This is a genomic window from Vulcanisaeta distributa JCM 11217 (genome assembly GCF_001316005.1).
Taxonomy (GTDB): Archaea; Thermoproteota; Thermoprotei; order Thermoproteales; family Thermocladiaceae; genus Vulcanisaeta; species Vulcanisaeta distributa_B.
The window spans coordinates 118,983-135,903 of record NZ_BBBJ01000007.1 but is presented as its reverse complement, the minus strand read 5'-3'; the positions used below and the strand labels follow the sequence as shown (position 1 = coordinate 135,903).

The window sequence follows — 16,921 nt, the reverse complement described above, 5'->3', positions numbered from 1 at the left end:
GGCTTATTTTTTATTTACCCATAATAACCTCCCTAACCCTAAGTAGATCCGCATTTGTCCTAAATCCCTTAATGTGAAAGTGCGATCTTACGGCTTGATAACCAAGCCCCCTGATCACACTTATTACATCATTAATAGGCAGTTCACGGCCCAGGTCCCTACTGATCTCTGTGGTTAATGCGTAGGGTATATTGGGGGCCAAGTGATTCCTCAATGACTAACCTACTGATTTCCTTAGCCCTATCACTAAAGTAATCCTTAATATTCCTCGTGAAATGATCCACCATGAATTCGGTATCCCAGAGATTGCCAATCCATAATGGACCCGCCAACTTATATCTAGTACTTGTTGGTATTGGATACCCTGGTATGAAGCCCCCCCTCTGCAGTGTGCTCGGCCTGTAATAGGCATAACCAAGGTTCTTGAGTGTTTCCAGGGCATAGGCCCTATCCTTAAGAATTAATGCGCACACCCTGTAGTAATGGCCGTCGAGGAATGATATCAGTGGCTGTATTCCATAGTCCATTGATAATGCGTAGCGTGCAATTAATGATATCAATATCCTAATACCAACCTCAAACCTATAGGGAAACTTCTGTGGTAACGCCCCATAACGCCTAACGCACTTAATTGGGTATTTACCCGATAAAACACCCACATCTGTCGCCGTTATGCATAGCAACCCCCTCATCCTTAATTGCCCTAAGTCCATTCTCTATGAAGGGTTGTGGGGGGGATCCAAATGGATCTATATCGATTACGTCGCAACCACCCTCACGTGCAACCCTCAATAGTAAGTTATTGGCATCATCCCTATACACGCTAACTACATCATTAAGTCCATTCCTATCCACATTCAGTTTTATTAACTCATAGGCCTTCTCGGAAATATCATTGGCTATTACCCTGGAAACCCCATTGATCTCCCTGGCGTACCTAACGGCCCTAACCCCAGTCCCCGATAATGGCTCACAAATAGTAATACCAGCCTTACCAATATAGCTTACGTACCCATTAATTATTGCCGTTGACAATGACCTGTTAACCTCCATCCTAGGGTTATAAAACACCGGCGCGTGGGCCGGCTCCGGCCTATTACCAACAACGTACTTAGATAGGTCCGGGACAATTATTGAAGCTAAGCCCTCCCTAACCTCCACCCTGGGATACTCACTCATAGTGCTGCCTCGTTACTTAATTCCTGGACTCCAGGAATTCAACATCACGCTTATCAGACTCTATCAAGGCCAGCCCAACACCAAGAACTTTAGCGACGTTAAAGACCTCATTACTCACCCTCCTCTTATCCTCAACGAGGTACGACTCACTCTGTGAGTGGGCTGCGACCTTCGTATGAGCCTTCAGTAATGAGTATAGCCTAAAGGATGGCAGTAATTCCTTAATATCCTCATCAACCATTTCCTCCCTCTCCCTAACCTCGTTAATGACCTCCTCATCCCTAGGCCTTAAATTAACATCGTTCAGTATATCCTCATTGAATATGTTAATGAGTATTCTGGCGGTCCTCTCCGAAGCCTCTATGGACTCTCTCTCATACTCATAGACGGTCCTCCTGGTGACGCCAAGAATCTTAGCAAGGTCACCAAGGCTCATACCCCCCCTATCCTCCCTCAACCTCCTAAGCAATTGACCCTTCACGCTAGCCCTCACAATACCCTTATCCTTCACGAACTTAACCCCCCCCTCATTGTCCAAAATCCTCTTAAATGTCCTAATACCCACTGCGTAGATTCCATGTACCTTATACGCCACTCCATCCGCCATTTCCTCATCACCATAATTAATACCTACGATTATTGGCGTCGAATTTGAAACCCTTGATAGCACGATAAGGTCTACTATTGCCTCCCTACTCACCCTATCTGCATCCTCCTTAACCTTAACGATGAATTTACCCTCCTCATTATCTCTATAATTTGGTATCCTAATTATTGCGTCATACGATAATGATGAATCCCCCCCAACAAGCAGTACCTTAGCTCTCCTACTCGCTGCCAAGCTCAATACGTGTGTTATGAGTTCATTACTCATTACCTTATTATAACCATACATACTATTTTATTTAAATCTCTTTTGCATAGCTAATGAGTAATTACGAGGTTTTCCTGCCAATAACCATGGCATGGGCCGTGTCGTAAGGCTCCAGGTGAACCATGTCAAGTATTTCATAGCCCCTGTCCTTAAGCACGTCAATCTCCCTCTTGAATGTCTCGCTTGGTTCCTTGGTTACGTCAATGCTCATGGCCTTTATGACTAGCATTACATAGCCGTGGCTCTTCACGTAAACATCGGCATTATCAGCAAGTATCTTTGCCTGGAATGGCTGTGCAATGTCTATGTAGGCCACATCGACGGACTTAACAATGTGTACGTACTGCTCCGGGTACCTTGCATCTGCCAATATCGGTATTACATTCTTCCTACCCTGATCCACAAGCTTCTCCATGAACTCCCTGAAAACCCTCGGCGAGAACTCCACTGAGTAAATGACGCCCTTATTACCAACTATATCGCTTACGTGACTCACGGTGGTACCACTGGCAGCACCTAGGTAGAGAACCCGTGTTCCCTCCGCTATCGGCATTACCTTAAGTCCGTTCATAATCGCAGCCGCCAGCTTTGACCTATACGGATTCCAAATCCTGTACTCCTTACCCTCCCACTGAACCAACTGCTCGCCATAAACCCTCTTACCTGGTGTTAGATTGATTGTTGCCAATCTCTCTGTCCCATCCTCAAATGACACCCAGTAGACGCCCTTGAATTTCTCGTGCTCCTTAACACCGACAACCTGTATTAATGAAGACATTGGGAATGCGTATTTTTAAGGGATTATAAACCTTAATGTTCCTATCTACGACCGCCCCCCCTCCTCTCACGAGCCCTCTTCTCCTCAGCCTTCTTCTCAGTACCCTTTCTTTCTGCAGCCTTTCTAACGGCCTTAGCTCCGGCTTTCTTGGTGGTGGCTTGGCATACAGCGTCTTAACCTCCTGAATCCTCTTCATTAGGTCCTCCTTAAGCCTTGGCGCGATGAAGTTGCCCGTGAATGCATCAGCCTTAGCTGCTATTGCCAACTTCGCAGCCAATGCCCTGGCGATCTTACCGCGCTGCCACCTTGGGGCCCTAAATATCTCTGGGAATTGGAATATGACACCGTGCTTCGGCGGCTTACCGCCAGTCCTTAACGCCCTGAATAAGGCCTTCTCAGCACCAAGCACTTGAATTGTTGATGCAGGCAATAGTGCGAGTCTCATCAAGCCTCCCGCGAGCATTAATAGCCTAGCACCAAGTAATGGGCCAACCAATTCCCTAATGTTTGGTGCGACCTCAACCATAGCCTCATCAATGTACTGGGACAGTTTACCCCTTAGGTCTGATAATTGTATGTATAGCTTTGCGTAAGTCCTTATGGGTTCCAAGTCCCAATCAGCCATTTCAGCACCCACGCTCTTACTCGCAGCATCAGCAATTCTCTTGGCTCTCTCCTGCGAGAGGCCTAGCTTCGTTAGGTTATCAAGGGTGAAATTACTCCTGTGTCCCAGCTCTGTGACTAGCGTCATATACTCCTTATGGTCCTTAACCAAGTCCTCAAGCTCTGGGAAGTGAAGGCCGTACCACTCCCTAACCCTCGAACTTATTAAGTTGAGTATCTTGTCAATATCATCGACAGAACTTATTGCCTGCGCTATGAATAGGTCCCTCTTCTCCGCAACTTGCCTCAACTTATGCCTTGTCTGTACCGTGGTTATCTCATAAACCCTCGCCAAGTATTCATCCTCAGTGAGCCCAAAGACCTCCTTAACATACTTACTAATGTTATTCCTATACATCATACCTGCTTTACTTGGTAACTCGGATCTTATCTCAACGCCAGTTACCATGTTGGCGAGGTTCCTAGCCAACTCCCTATTCTCAACGACGATTTTAGTAATGCCCTTATCCTTAAGTTCATTTATTATCCTTACAACCTCATCTATTGGTTCACCGGTCTCAAGCTTATTCATCTTATCGGCTATCTCGTCCGTACTACCTTCATAAAGCACCTTAGCTATCACATCACCATTCTCATTCAGAGCCACTACACCGAGGACGTCCAATACGAGGTATGCCACGCTCATCAGTACTCACACTAATCACGTGATGATTCACTATCTTTTAAGCTTTTTACCTCGTCCTGAAAAGTCTATATCTAGCAATGAATAATGCGTTAATCACGACAAGTATTGCGCCAATGAGGAATATGATAACCCCCCCTAAATCCATTATTGTACTTATTAATAATGCATTACCAGCCATGTATTGAGAAATAGCTGTTATTAAAACCGAAACATTAAGTGGCCTTGGATTATCGTTAAATAGTACCAGTGAGTAATTGCCGTGATTAAGTAATTGGAATGTTATTAAATAGGCATTATGCACCTGCTTATAACTTAATGGAGTTAGTACATGGCCGAATTGATCAAATACGTACACGGATAATGGGTATGAATCATTGAGAAGAATTACTATGTATGCAGGGCTATTTATGTAAATGGGTATTAAATACCTTGAATATACGTCGATGCTTATCGTCATATTGCCCAGGGTACTCGTCATTACATTGTATACCTTAGGCAGGAATGAACTTGCTATCAATAGCGTTACGGCTCCAATAATCATTAATACAATGCCAATTCTTATTAGATTCACAATCATTAAAGGGGATTGAGCCATTTAAAAACCTATTTTTAACCCCCCCTAGTAAAAGTGTGGGTGTAAAAAGTAATTAGGAGTACATATCAACAAACTCGAGCCAAGTGTCGAGCTCATCAACACTCATCCTATGTATCGTATTGCCCCTCTCGACCCATGCCTCCTTCGGTATTAACTCATCGCCAACTCTATCAAATACGATCCTCATTATAGGTCTAGGCTCATCACCAGTGATGAACTCAGCCCCAGCCGCCTCCTCCTCACTTGGTGCATGGAATAATAACTCAACGGTATTAGAACTCTCCCTAATCTCATAAAGCGGGTTGCCTCTAATGAAGTTTATGAGTTTATTATAGCTAATTGACCTCATCAAATTAAGGAGTAATGGGAGGTAAATTAAATACTTTGTTTTAATTATTGTGTTCATGAATATGAACATAAGTTATTAAATTTTGAGACCAATTATGGTAGTACGTGGTATATTCTCATTAGCATGTATATGCCTACGAGTACTATTATGATTCCATAGGCAATTCTCAGCGTCCTCTTTGGGGGCTTTAACCGCTATGCTAGTGCCTGCGTAACCACCTGCAACGCCACCGGCCACGTATAGTAGGGCTATGAGTATGAGGACGTCGCCGTAGAACCAATACTCAGCACCACTGGCCACACCAAACGTACCAACACTTATTAGGCTCGTACCAATGGCCCTCGTTATGCATAGGCCAGCGGAGAACATTAGGCTGGGCACAATTAGGAAGCCACCACCAATACCGAAGTAACCACTGACCAAGCCCACTACGAAGCCGAAGACCGCCACCTTGAGTATGGTCGACATTGTCAGTCTCGGGCACCTCTGGAAGGCATTAAGCACGTGATTAACCTCATCAACTGTACCGGCCTGCGTTGATTCCTTCCTAATCGCCATGTATATACCTAGCACAATCATTGCAATGGCGAAGTAGGTCAGTAGGTCAGTGCCTGGTGTTATGTGGCCCAGGTAAGCCCCCCCTATTAAGGAACCAACGAGGCCTACGCCGGCGAATATGCTCCAACCTTTGGCGCCACATTCCTCTTCCTAAGGTGCATGTAGGAGTTTATGTACGCGTTAAGTCCAACGGCCAATGCCGTAGTCCCAATGGCTATATGGGCTGCATCAGGTATTGTGTCAAGACCAACGAAGTATAGGAACAATGGAACAGCCAAGATGCTGCCACCACCTCCAATAAGACCAAGTGAAAAACCAACCAGTATTCCTGATATCACTGATAGTGCATATTGTATTGGTGTTATGGCTACCGTCATACATCCTCGTTAGGAAATTAGTCCTTTTTTAAGTTTTTTAGTTCAAAAATTTGACTTATTAATTAAATTTAGTGACATTTAGTGATAATTAATAGATGAATATAGCATTACTGTCCTTACTTATTCCTCGTTAGGATTATGTAAAATAGACCTAAATTTAAATATTCTTAATATTTGATTCCATGCATTAGTATATGTGTATTTTTGGTGCCTTGCCCAATATCTTCAGGGACTCCTGGGCAGCGACTAGCCTAGCCACTGGTACCCTATAGGGCGATGCGCTGAAGTAGTTGAGTCCCCTACCACAACCTTAGCCAGTATCTTTATTGAGTCTGGGTCACCGCCATGCTCACCGCATATGCCAATCTCTATGTCTGGCTTCACGGATCTAGCCGCGTCTATGGCTATCTTCATGAGCTTGGCAACGCCATCCTCGTCGATGGTCACGAATGGGTCGTAGGGCAGTACGCCGAGCTCTAGGTACTTGCTCATGAACTTATTCTCCACGTCATCCCTGCTAAAGCTGAAGACTGCCTGCGTTAAGTCGTTTGTTCCAAAGCTCATGAAGTCCACTACCTTGGCGATTTTGTCGGCTGTTAGGCATGACCTAACCGTCTCCATCATGGTGCCAATCTTGAAGTCAATCCTATCGCCATACGCCTTGAATACCTCCTCTGCCGTGGGCTTAACGACGTTGTTAATTATTATCTCGAGCTCCCTAACCTCCGCAACCTGCGGAATCATTATCTGCAGCTCAATGTGCTTACCCTTCCTCTTAAGCTCGAGGGCTGCGGACAGTATTGCCTTAACCTGCGCCGCGTAGATCTCCGGGTATGTAATGCCAACCCTAACGCCTCTGTGCCCCATCATTGGGTTAGCCTCCATCAATGCCTTAACCCTGGCGAGCAGTCTCTCCTTCTCAGGGTCTGGCTTACCCAGTGTCCTGGCTCTGGTCACCTCTGTAACCAACTCCTCAAAGTTTGGCAGGAACTCGTGCAGTGGTGGGTCGAATAACCTAACCGTTATTGGGTAGCCCTCCATTATCTCGAATACCTCCAGGAAGTCCTTCTTCATCATCTCAGCCAATTGATCAAGCAACTCCTTCCTCTCGCTTGGGTTGTCTGAGAGTATTACCTTCCTAAATAGGTCTAGCCTACCAGGCGCCCTGAACATCCTCTCGGTCCTCAATAGGCCAATGCCCTTGGCACCAAACCTCCTGGCTATTGTGGCGTCATCAGGCGTATCGGCATTAGCCCTAACCTCAAAGACAGACACTGAGTCAGCCATGTCCAGGAACTCGAAGAACTCAGGCGGTAGTTTGGGCTCTATCGTCGGTACCTTACCAACATAGACATTACCCGTAAATCCATCAATTGTTATCCAATCACCCTCCTTAATAACCACATCACCAACCCTCGCAGTCCTAGTGCTGTAATCAATCTGTAGAGCCTCGGCGCCAACTACCGCCGGCCTACCGATTGCCCTGGCAACAACTGCCGCGTGGCTAGTTGCACCACCCCCCCTACTTGTTAATACACCCACTGATGCGTAGAAGCCGTGCACGTCATCCGGCTTCGTCTCCTCCCTAACCAGTATAACCTGTTTGCCAGCCTTAGACCACTCCACTGCCCTATCTGGATCGAATACCGCCTGCCCGCTTACTGCACCTGGTGATGCCGGTATACCCTTGGTCAATGGCTTACCTGCCTTGGACTCATCAATCCTTGGATAAAGCATCTGCAGTATGTACTCAGGCTTAACACCCATTATCGCCTCCTCCTTCGTTATGAGGCCCTCCTTGTACATGTCGACCCTCGTCTTCAAAACGGCCAGTGGATTCATCTTAGCGTTCCTCGTCTGTAGGAACCATAGCTTGCCCTTCTCTATCGTGAACTCCACATCCTGAACCTCCTTCTTAGTTCTCTCAATGAGCTTAACACCATTGTATAACTGCTCATAGACCTCAGGCATCTCCTCCTTAAGCTTCTCAACGGGCTTTGGAGTCCTTATGCCCGCAACCACATCCTCACCCTGGGCATAGGGCAGGTACTCACCGTAAAGCCTATTCTCGCCAGTTGCTGGGTCCCTTGAGAAGACGACGCCAGTTGCTGACCTCCAGTCAGCGTTGCCAAAGACCATGGTCACTATTGCCGTGGCCGTGCAGTCAGCGATATCAGGCGTTATCTTATTGGCCTCCCTATAGAACCTAGCCCTTGGTGAGTTCCACGACTTGAACACAGCCTCTATTGAGAGCCTTAACTGCTCCCATGGATCATCAAACACCTTACCAAACCTCTTAATGTATATCTGCTTATAGATCTCGACGAGTTCCTTAAGTCCCTCAAGCGGTATTTCTGGGTCCTCCTTAACGCCGTACTTCCGCTTAATCTCCTCAAGAGGCTTGTTAAACTCCTCCTCAGGTATGCCAAGGACTATCCTACCAAACATTGCCAGAAACCTCCTATACGCATCGTATGCCCCATGCTTATTGTTAATTCTCTTGGCTAACCCGTGGACAGTCCTATCATTAAGGCCTACGTTGAGGACCGTATCCATCATACCGGGCATTGAGACTGCGGCTCCAGACCTTACGCTAACGAGTAATGGATTATCGGGATCACCAAGCTTATACCCAGTCTTCTCCTCAAGGTACTTAATGCCCCTGGCAACCTCATCCATCAATCCCTCAGGTAACTTCTCACCCTTGTCATAGTACTCCCTGCACGCTTTCGTGGTTATTATAATGCCGGGAGGAACAGGTAAGCCGAGCCTCGTCATTAGGACGAGACTGGATGCTTTACCACCTATTAACTTAACATCGTCTGGATCAGCCTCTTCGAAGGTTAACACGTACTTACCGAGGGAACCCATTATACATTTATGGATCTCTAGTTTTTATAAATTTTATTATATCGATCATTATTAATACTTTTTCTATTGATTAATCATTAACAATAATTATAAATACTGAACAATAAATTCGAGAAGATTCCCTATCAATATTGACTGTGAAAATAATTTATACGTAAAAATTTAAATATATTAATGGAAGCACAATTTTAATAATAATTTAATTTTAGGACTACTTGATTACGCCATTAGTATCGAGATTAGGTGCATTATTAATGGACCTGCCGCTGGGTTTATCAGGCTAATCATTGCTATAACCGGTGCAAAGACTATCGAGACGGTATTCACAACCTTAATGAGTGGGTTCAGTGATGGTCCAGTGGTGTCCTTGAATGGGTCGCCAACCACATCGCCAACCACAGCATTTTTGTGCGGCTCGCTCTTCTTGCCAAATTTCTGGCCGTTTACTTCGATGCCCTCAATCTCGATGTACTTCTTGGCATTATCCCAGGCGCCACCGGCATTAGCCATTAGTAGTGCCCTTGGGAATCCGGCGAGTATTACGCCGAATATTGTACCAACAAGGCCAATCCAGCCCAGCGCCAGTCCAACCACTATTGGGACTATTACGGCTGATAGGCAGGTACTAAGAAATTCTTGAGTGCATGCCTGGTCACAATATCAATCGCCCTATTGTAATCGGGCTTCTCCTGAGGCCAAAGCTCAAGAATTCTCTTAGTCCTAAACTGCCTCCTAATCTCCTCAACAAGCTCACCAGCGGCCCTACCCACAGAGGCTAGGGTCTGGCTTGAGAAGAAGTATACGAGGGCCACGCCAATTAAGGCTCCAATTATTATTCTTGGGTCAATAACCATTAGCTCACCAAAGGCCTGTACCAGTGGTATTCCCATCCTCTCCACAACCTCGTATATGAATCCAATGAATAGTATTAGGGCTGCTAAGCCAGCGCTTGCTATTGCGTAGCCCTTCGTTGTCGCCTTAAAGGTGTTGCCGATGGCATCCAGTGGGTCTGTTACATCCCTCACCTCGTCCATGCCCGTCATCTCCACGAGACCATTGGCATTATCACTAACCGGCCCATAGGAGTCCAGGGAAATAACTATACCTGCGAGACTTAGTAGCCTACGGATGCCACGGCCGTACCGAAGATACCCCCCCCTCAACGCCGTATGGTGGTATAAACATTGAGCCAAGTACGTAGGATATCCCGAGGGCGGCCACGACCATGAATATCGTGGGTATCGCACTTAATAGGCCGTATGAGTAACCCGCCACTATTACGTTTGATGCTGAGAGCACTGCCTGGCGTGCGATGTTCCTTACGGGTGGGAATGTGTAGTGCGTGAAGTATTCAGTGGCGAACAGTACGACTATTGCCGTTATCATGCCCAGTAGGTCCGATATAAATATCGCCGTGGCCTCCATCAATGGGAAGGCCATGAACGAGTATATAGCAACGAGTATTGCCGAGACGATTATAGTTGTGTAGAGCGCAAGGTTTAGCTTGCTCATTGCAGCGGCGGCTAGGTCCTTACCCTTCACCTCACCCCCCCTAACCACCTGAACCCCCCCGACCAATGTGCCTATTAATGTTAATGTTGCAAGTACTATTGATAGCATGATTAGGTTCGTTGCAAGCCTAAATACTGCGGCAAGCAATAGTGTACCTGCGAGAACAACTACGAAACTTTCATAGACATCACTCGCCATGCCCGCGCAGTCACCCACATTATCACCCACGTTATCCGCAATCACACCTGGATTTCTAGGGTCATCCTCCGGTATCCCCCCCGCCTCAACCTTACCAACTATATCGGCACCCCCCCAGTCAGCGGCCTTCGTGTATATACCGCCGGCGACCCTAATGAATAGTGATATTAGGCTTGCACCAAATGCCACCGGCGCCAATGCCTCTGCCCATAGTGGTGTTGGTAATGTTGATGAGTATGCCATGTATAGTACCGTGACTATTAATAGGGCAATACTGGCTAGAGATAGTCCCATTACGGTGCCTGCCTTAAATGATGTGCTTAGTGCTGGGCCCATACCGTACTTACCCATCCAAGCTGTCTTGGCGGCGCTTCTCGTGGTTACGTACATCCCTAGGTAACCGGCGACGGCACTGCCTATGGCGCCTAGGGCGAAGGATAATGCGGCTAACCCAGCCATTAATCCGCTGTGGAATATTACGTAATACGCAGCCCATATAAGCACTGTCAATACAACACCCGTTGGCAGTATCGTCTTATACTCCCTCATTAGGAATGTCTTGCCTCCTTCGGCAATTAGCATGTTTATCTCGGTTAATTCCTTCTTACCTGGCTGTATCCTGAGTACTGATGATGCGTTGTACCCAGCTAGGGCTAGTCCAATAATTGGAACTACTATTGCCAGTAGTAATTCCAGGGGCAGCATCGTAGAGAACCACACCTTATGGATTAATAAACATTATTACTCATTATTACTCAAGCCTACCCGTTTTAATGATTAAACTCTGCTCAATACTCTGTATCAATTTCAGACATGATGCGCATTTTTAAGTAAAAAATATTAATTCTTTTTCACAGATAGTAATTGTGTCTCGGAGTTTAAGTATTCAACAGGCTGTTAGGATAATTGTTGAGGAAAACCCGCTCTACGTAACCCTATTGTCGAGCGGTCTTGTTAACTTATCAGCGCTCGCTAGGAGTATTAAGCCCCCCCTTGTTGATTCAATGGTTGGTAAGGACACCAAGGTATTCACGATAGTCAAGGCGTTGGAGAGGATTTCCATGAATTATAAGTTGGTTAATGAGTATCCTGACATTGTTAAGGCGTTAAGTATGGCTGAGATAATTACGTACAGTGGCATGGGTGAGGTTGAGATAATGTTAACGGAGGAGAATATGGAGAAGGTGGCGAAACTTAGGGACCTATTAACTGCGGCTAAGGTTCAATTTATAATACTTAATGACGGCAATAAAATGCACGTGATTGCGCCATTAATGTACATAACCAGTGTTTGCACGCAGACAAAGATTGAGGAGTATGGCATGGTGAGGATAATGTTCGCTGAAAAGGCCCCTGTCGGTATTGTGACATTTCTCGTACAAGTCATGAAATCCAATCAAATAACCGCTAAGCATGTACTTAGGTATGACAATGATATCTACGTAGTGGTCGAGAGGGAGAAGACACCAATCCTACTTAATATAATAGAGAGATTGAGAACTATGGCTATGCTCCAATCAGCACAACAGGTAGGTAGGGGTTAGGGCTTGGTTTTTAAATCCCGTGGTAGTTAAATTGATTAATTCTATCGTGATGATTCTACGGGACCTGATTAATGATGTGAGCGGCCTCTACTGATCTATTTCTTTTATCTTTAATGCGTTAAGGGAATAGCTTAATTACGCCTCTATGGCTTAATGAGTAATGCTTAACATTAATAGGATTAATGGCTTAATCAATGAATTACGCAGGAAATCAGTGGAGTTAGCGGTCGTTACTCCTGGACCGAATTTTAGGTACCTAGTTGGCTCCTACATTGAGACCTTTGAGAGATTTGGTGCATTAATGATTTGTACAGGCAATGGTGCATATGCCTTAGTGTTGCCGAGGCTTGATGAGGGTAAGGCCAAGGCCACTGGTTTGCCGTATATTGTTTATGGTGATGAGGAGGGCCCGTTAAATGCCATTAAGGTGTTCATTAATGGTAATTGCGGTGCGGCGAGGAGGGTTGGTCTTGAAGGTAGGGCAACGCTTAATTATTTATGGATTTTACGTAGAGTGATTGGTGAATTTAGTGATTATTCAATTGATGATTTATTGACATCAATGAGAATAAGTAAGGATGAGGGTGAGTTAAGGAATATCGAGCGCGCAGTTAGGGCCATTGAAGATGGTATTAAGGCTGCTCATGAAACTATTAAGCCGGGAATGACGGAGCTTGATATTGCTAAGGTGATTAGTGATGCCATTGGTAATGCAGGTGCTGAGCCTAGGGATGTGCTTGTTCAGTCAGGTCCTAACTCGGCCATACCTCATTGGGTGCCTTCCCGTAGGAGGGTTGAGGTTGGTGATGTGGTTGTCATTGACGTCACCGCAACCTACAATGATTACTATGGCGATTTAACGAGGACATTCGTAATAGGCAACCCACCAGGCGATTTCTGGCGCATTTACAACCTAGTTAAGAAAGCCCATGACGAGGCAATAGCCGGAATCAAGGAGGGCGTTACTGGTGCGTATGTTGATTCGATAGCCAGGAGAGTCATAACCGAGGGTGGTTATGGGGGGGAGTACTTCATTCATAGGACTGGTCATGGGATTGGGCTTGAGGTTCATGAGGAACCATTCATAAGCCAGTCCTACGATAAGGCGTTACCGAGGGGGGGTAGCACATTCACTATTGAGCCTGGCATATACCTACCTGGTAAGTTTGGTGTTAGGCTTGAGAGCAATGTCGTGATTAAACCAGGCGGTATAGTTGAGGTTCTCGATAAGTACTGGCCTGAGGTTGTTGTCAGGGCTTAGTAATGCTTTTATTACTTAGTACCTCCGTAATCACTAACGTGATACTATACCTTGTTAGGCATGGTGAGGCGCAATTGAATGCGCTTGGGATTCTTCATTCAAGGAATTATAACGATAACCCACTAACGGATAAGGGAAGGCTTGAGCCGCGGCCACCGCAATGCTTCTACGTAAGCTAGGCGTTCATGGTCCAGTATTCACGTCACCGTTATTGCGTGCTCGACAAACGGCCGGTTGTATTGACCCTAATTATAGTTGATGAGAGGTTAAGAGAGATTGATATGGGTGAATGGGAACTCAAGAAGATAAGTGAGATACCCTTTAATGACTATGTTAAGGATCCTATTAAGCATCATCCACCCGGTGGCGAGACCATGGAGTCTGTGGTTAATAGGGTAATGGACTTCTTAAACTTTATTAAAGGTATTAATGAGAAGCACGTAATTGCAGTAAGTCATTGGCATCCAATTACTACGATAGTAGCCCTAATTACGGGGTTACCGTTAAGCAACATCTATAGGCTGCATCTCGATACTGGGTCTGTAACAGCCATAAACCTTGACCATAATTACGTAGTATTCATTAACTTAAGTCCCCCCCTGAGGATATTAAGGAGCCTTGGTTTTAGTGATAATGAAATAATGAATGTGTGTAATAATTGGGGGTTAATTTTATGAGTATTACGTGCGATGATGTTCATTGGAGGCTTGTTGAATTGAATATAGATCATGCATGTGGATTAGCAAGTCTACTAAAGATTATCGGCGAGAGATTGGGTATTTTTGATGTTCCAGATGTTGTCGATGTATTGATTTATGGCGATCATGAATTCGTTAAGCAAGTCCTAGGCAGTTACGTGGTTATTGAGAGGTCCCTAGTTCCAGACCTCTTCTCACGTTCAGTTCTAATAAAGGGCATACCTTACGCGTCTATTGAGGATCTCGTTGTGTCAGTGGTAGTTAATAGTGATATTCCGTGGTACGTATCCCTTATTAAGGAATTGATTAGGAATACCAACGTGAGAAGTGGTTTAAAGTGGGAGTGGATCAACGAAGTACTTAATAGGTTTGGTGCCATGGAGGTTTTTAATAAACTCATTTCGCAGTAGGTTCATAAATGCAGGCCGGGTCTGATCCTAAAGGATCGCCTAATTCAGTATAAGCTCTTGCTCTTGACCCACCGCATATATTCTTAAATTCGCATATACCGCATTTACCATTAAACCGAGCCTCCCTTATCGTCTTAAGCACTGGGTGCTCCCTATATACCCTCACTATGTTGTCTTTTCTAACATTTCCAAGCGTTAGCGGTAGGAACCCGCTTGGGTATATCGAACCATCACTGGCTACAAATATTATACCGTAACCATCCCTGGTCGGTATAAAGCTTGGCGGCTTTGTATTGCTTGGAGGCTCACCCATCAATTCCCTGAGCTGCCTCGTTAATTCCCAATACAACTTACCACCCTCATACTTAGCACCAGCGTTTCTATGCATGATAACCCTCCTAAAGAAGGGTGCCTCAACAGTCCTTATTTGTAATCCGTATAGTGATGCGTCGTATAGGAATTGAACAACATCCTCAGTCTCCCAGGGATCCAAGGGCTCGAGTTCCATGCCCCCCCTACCCACGCGTATTAGGAAGAAGACCTCCCACGCATTGGCCCCCCCGCTGTCTTTAACGATCTTAAATACCTGGGGTAATTCGTGTACGTTGAGTTTCATAACCGTTGTGTTAACCTGGAATTCAATTCCATAACTCCTAAGCCTATTAAATACTTCCAGAGTCGTCTTAAAAACATCGATTCTCTCCAAAGCAGTTCTTCTAATATAATTATGGGTCTCAGGCCTGGCTCCATCTAGGCTTATTGATACTGAGCTTACACGCCCCCCCCTTAATTCCCTGAGTAATTCATCATTAAGTAACTTTGTTGACACGGCAGGAGACAGCGCCACTGGGATTCCCAGCGACCTTGCATGGTCTATTAATTCCAGTATGTCTTCCCTCATTAATGGGTCACCGCCAGTGAGTATCAGCACTGGGTATGGTTTGCCAAATCCCGTTATGTCCTCAATGAATTTCTTAGCCTCCTCAGTGCTTAACTCAGTGGGTAATGGCTTAAGCAGCGCGTTGGCTCTACAATGTCGGCATGCCAATGGGCATGCCTTCGTTGTCTCGTAAAATACCAGCAATGGCTTCTCCTCAAGTGGCCATCTATGCATTGCGTTGGGTTCAAGCCCCTTATTTAATAACTTACTTCTTAGTGTTATTTTACATACATGGGCAAGCAAGATTTTATACTTGGTTAGGTACCTGCCAATTGATTAGATGATCAACATAACGAACTTAGTGGTGGGGGGGAGCGGCACCGTGAGCCTTTCTATTAAGGGCCATGACTACGTGAAGAACGATAGGGAGTTCACAGACATTAGTAGGCCGTTAATATTCTGGAACATCACGTATAGATGCAACTTAAAGTGTATACACTGCTACATAAATGCGATACAGGGTCTCTCAAGAGATGAGTTAACGACTGAGGAGGCCCTAAGGGTTGTTGATGATGCCCATGAACTAAGAACTCCACTTCTCATTATTAGTGGTGGCGAGCCTTTAATTAGGGAGGACATAACTGACGTTATGAGGAGAGCTAATGATTATGGTATAAAGGTCTCCCTCAGCACTAATGGTACGTTAATCACTAGGGATTGGGCCTTAAAGCTTAAGGAGTTGAATGTCCAATACGTTGGAATAAGCATTGATTCACCAATACCTGAGGTTCATGATAAGATTAGGGGGGGTGTTCAGGGGGGGCCTGGGACTTGGCGATTAGGGGGGGTATTAAGAATGTGATGGAGGTTGGAATACCAGTCGGTATTAGGACAACCGTTACCAAGTTAAATATTGATCATGCGCCTGAGGTTGTGGAGCTGGCGCATAGGTTGGGTATTTCTAGGGTAGCGTTTTACCACCTAGTACCTAGTGGTAGGGGTAGGGGTATCGTTAATTTATTACCGAGCCCCCCCGAGCAGTTACTGAGGTTCTTAATGAAGCTAATTGATATCGCCAGGAAGTACTCAGACGTTGAGATATTGACTGTGGATAATCCAGCTGATGGTGTCGTTGCATCATTGCTGGCGAGCAACGATGAGGGTGAGTTCATGAGCAAGCTAAGGCTTGTGAGTAGGATGGGTGCATGCAGTGCCGGTAGGAAGGTTATGTCGATCTATCCTAATGGTGATGTTTATCCATGTCAATTCTTCAATGATAAGCCAATGGGTAATGTCAGGAAGGAGAGATTAACTGAGATTTGGCTTAGGCCCAGGGTAAACACTGAGCTTGTGATTAGGCTTAGAGAGAGAAATTACGGTGATTCCCCATGCATGAGATGCCCATACCTAAGGTACTGCGGTGGTTGTAGGGTTAGGGCTGGGGGGGTCCTTAATAATGATCTTTGGTCCATGGACGTTGTGTACCATGAACTCGCTGTTACGCTTATGGAGACTTGGTGAGGTTGAC

At 45.5% G+C, this 16,921-nt stretch carries 11 protein-coding genes and 5 pseudogenes; 6 read left to right on the top strand and 10 right to left on the bottom strand.

The window, feature by feature from the left end; all coding sequences use genetic code 11:
• Positions 1-10: 10 nt before the first annotated feature.
• From JCM11217_RS08780 to JCM11217_RS08740, 9 genes and pseudogenes are all read right to left on the bottom strand, one after another.
• Positions 11-1,053, bottom strand: a pseudogene (locus JCM11217_RS08780) (tRNA (guanine-N1)-methyltransferase).
• A gap of 142 nt (positions 1,054-1,195) precedes the next feature.
• Positions 1,196-2,053: a helix-turn-helix domain-containing protein gene (locus JCM11217_RS08775; protein ID WP_054842724.1), complete on the bottom strand. Its 858-nt coding sequence runs from the start codon at positions 2,051-2,053 to the stop codon at positions 1,196-1,198.
• 61 nt (positions 2,054-2,114) lie between these two features.
• A complete protein-coding gene (locus JCM11217_RS08770) occupies positions 2,115-2,831 on the bottom strand; it encodes a fibrillarin-like rRNA/tRNA 2'-O-methyltransferase (protein ID WP_054842693.1) in 717 nt (238 codons plus the stop codon).
• Positions 2,800-4,140 (bottom strand): C/D box methylation guide ribonucleoprotein complex aNOP56 subunit, encoded by a 1,341-nt coding sequence (locus JCM11217_RS08765; protein WP_243678925.1) that lies wholly within the window; start codon positions 4,138-4,140, stop codon positions 2,800-2,802. Before JCM11217_RS08765 ends, JCM11217_RS08770 begins: the two co-directional genes overlap by 32 nt.
• A gap of 46 nt (positions 4,141-4,186) precedes the next feature.
• Positions 4,187-4,717 (bottom strand): hypothetical protein, encoded by a 531-nt coding sequence (locus JCM11217_RS08760; protein WP_243678924.1) that lies wholly within the window; start codon positions 4,715-4,717, stop codon positions 4,187-4,189.
• A gap of 70 nt (positions 4,718-4,787) precedes the next feature.
• Complete coding sequence (locus JCM11217_RS08755; protein WP_054842722.1) at positions 4,788-5,084, bottom strand: hypothetical protein; 297 nt, start codon at positions 5,082-5,084, stop codon at positions 4,788-4,790.
• 92 nt (positions 5,085-5,176) lie between these two features.
• A pseudogene (locus JCM11217_RS08750) lies at positions 5,177-6,019 on the bottom strand (sulfite exporter TauE/SafE family protein).
• A gap of 187 nt (positions 6,020-6,206) precedes the next feature.
• A pseudogene (gene ppdK, locus JCM11217_RS08745) lies at positions 6,207-8,890 on the bottom strand (pyruvate, phosphate dikinase).
• Positions 8,891-9,109: 219 nt separating this feature from the next.
• Positions 9,110-11,305 (bottom strand): annotated as a pseudogene (locus JCM11217_RS08740) (V-type H(+)-translocating pyrophosphatase).
• Positions 11,306-11,466: 161 nt separating this feature from the next.
• On the opposite strand from JCM11217_RS08740, the gene JCM11217_RS08735 reads away from it, so the two are divergent.
• The 4 genes and pseudogenes from JCM11217_RS08735 to JCM11217_RS08720 all read left to right on the top strand — a co-directional run bounded on the left by JCM11217_RS08735 (position 11,467) and on the right by JCM11217_RS08720 (position 14,513).
• Complete coding sequence (locus JCM11217_RS08735; RefSeq protein ID WP_054842692.1) at positions 11,467-12,144, top strand: hypothetical protein; 678 nt, start codon at positions 11,467-11,469, stop codon at positions 12,142-12,144.
• Positions 12,145-12,304: 160 nt separating this feature from the next.
• A complete protein-coding gene (locus JCM11217_RS08730) occupies positions 12,305-13,405 on the top strand; it encodes a Xaa-Pro peptidase family protein (RefSeq protein WP_054842691.1) in 1,101 nt (366 codons plus the stop codon).
• 2 nt (positions 13,406-13,407) lie between these two features.
• Positions 13,408-14,082 (top strand): annotated as a pseudogene (locus JCM11217_RS08725) (histidine phosphatase family protein).
• Positions 14,079-14,513, top strand: coding sequence for a hypothetical protein (locus JCM11217_RS08720; protein WP_054842690.1), 435 nt, complete (start codon positions 14,079-14,081; stop codon positions 14,511-14,513). The pseudogene JCM11217_RS08725 and the gene JCM11217_RS08720 overlap by 4 nt, the downstream one beginning before the upstream one ends.
• Here the strand turns inward: JCM11217_RS08720 and JCM11217_RS08715 are convergent.
• The gene (locus tag JCM11217_RS08715) at positions 14,500-15,627 is read right to left on the bottom strand and encodes a TIGR04053 family radical SAM/SPASM domain-containing protein (protein ID WP_054842689.1); all 1,128 of its coding nucleotides are present in this window, start codon (positions 15,625-15,627) and stop codon (positions 14,500-14,502) included. The two genes, JCM11217_RS08720 and JCM11217_RS08715, sit on opposite strands and share 14 nt — an antisense overlap.
• A 148-nt stretch (positions 15,628-15,775) precedes the next feature.
• Between JCM11217_RS08715 and JCM11217_RS15605 the strand changes: the two genes are divergently transcribed.
• Entirely contained in the window at positions 15,776-16,255 is a 480-nt protein-coding gene (locus tag JCM11217_RS15605; RefSeq protein ID WP_243678922.1) for a radical SAM protein, read from the top strand.
• Complete coding sequence (locus tag JCM11217_RS15600; protein ID WP_243678920.1) at positions 16,225-16,914, top strand: radical SAM protein; 690 nt, start codon at positions 16,225-16,227, stop codon at positions 16,912-16,914. The genes JCM11217_RS15605 and JCM11217_RS15600 overlap by 31 nt, the downstream gene beginning before the upstream one ends.
• Positions 16,915-16,921 lie beyond the last annotated feature (7 nt).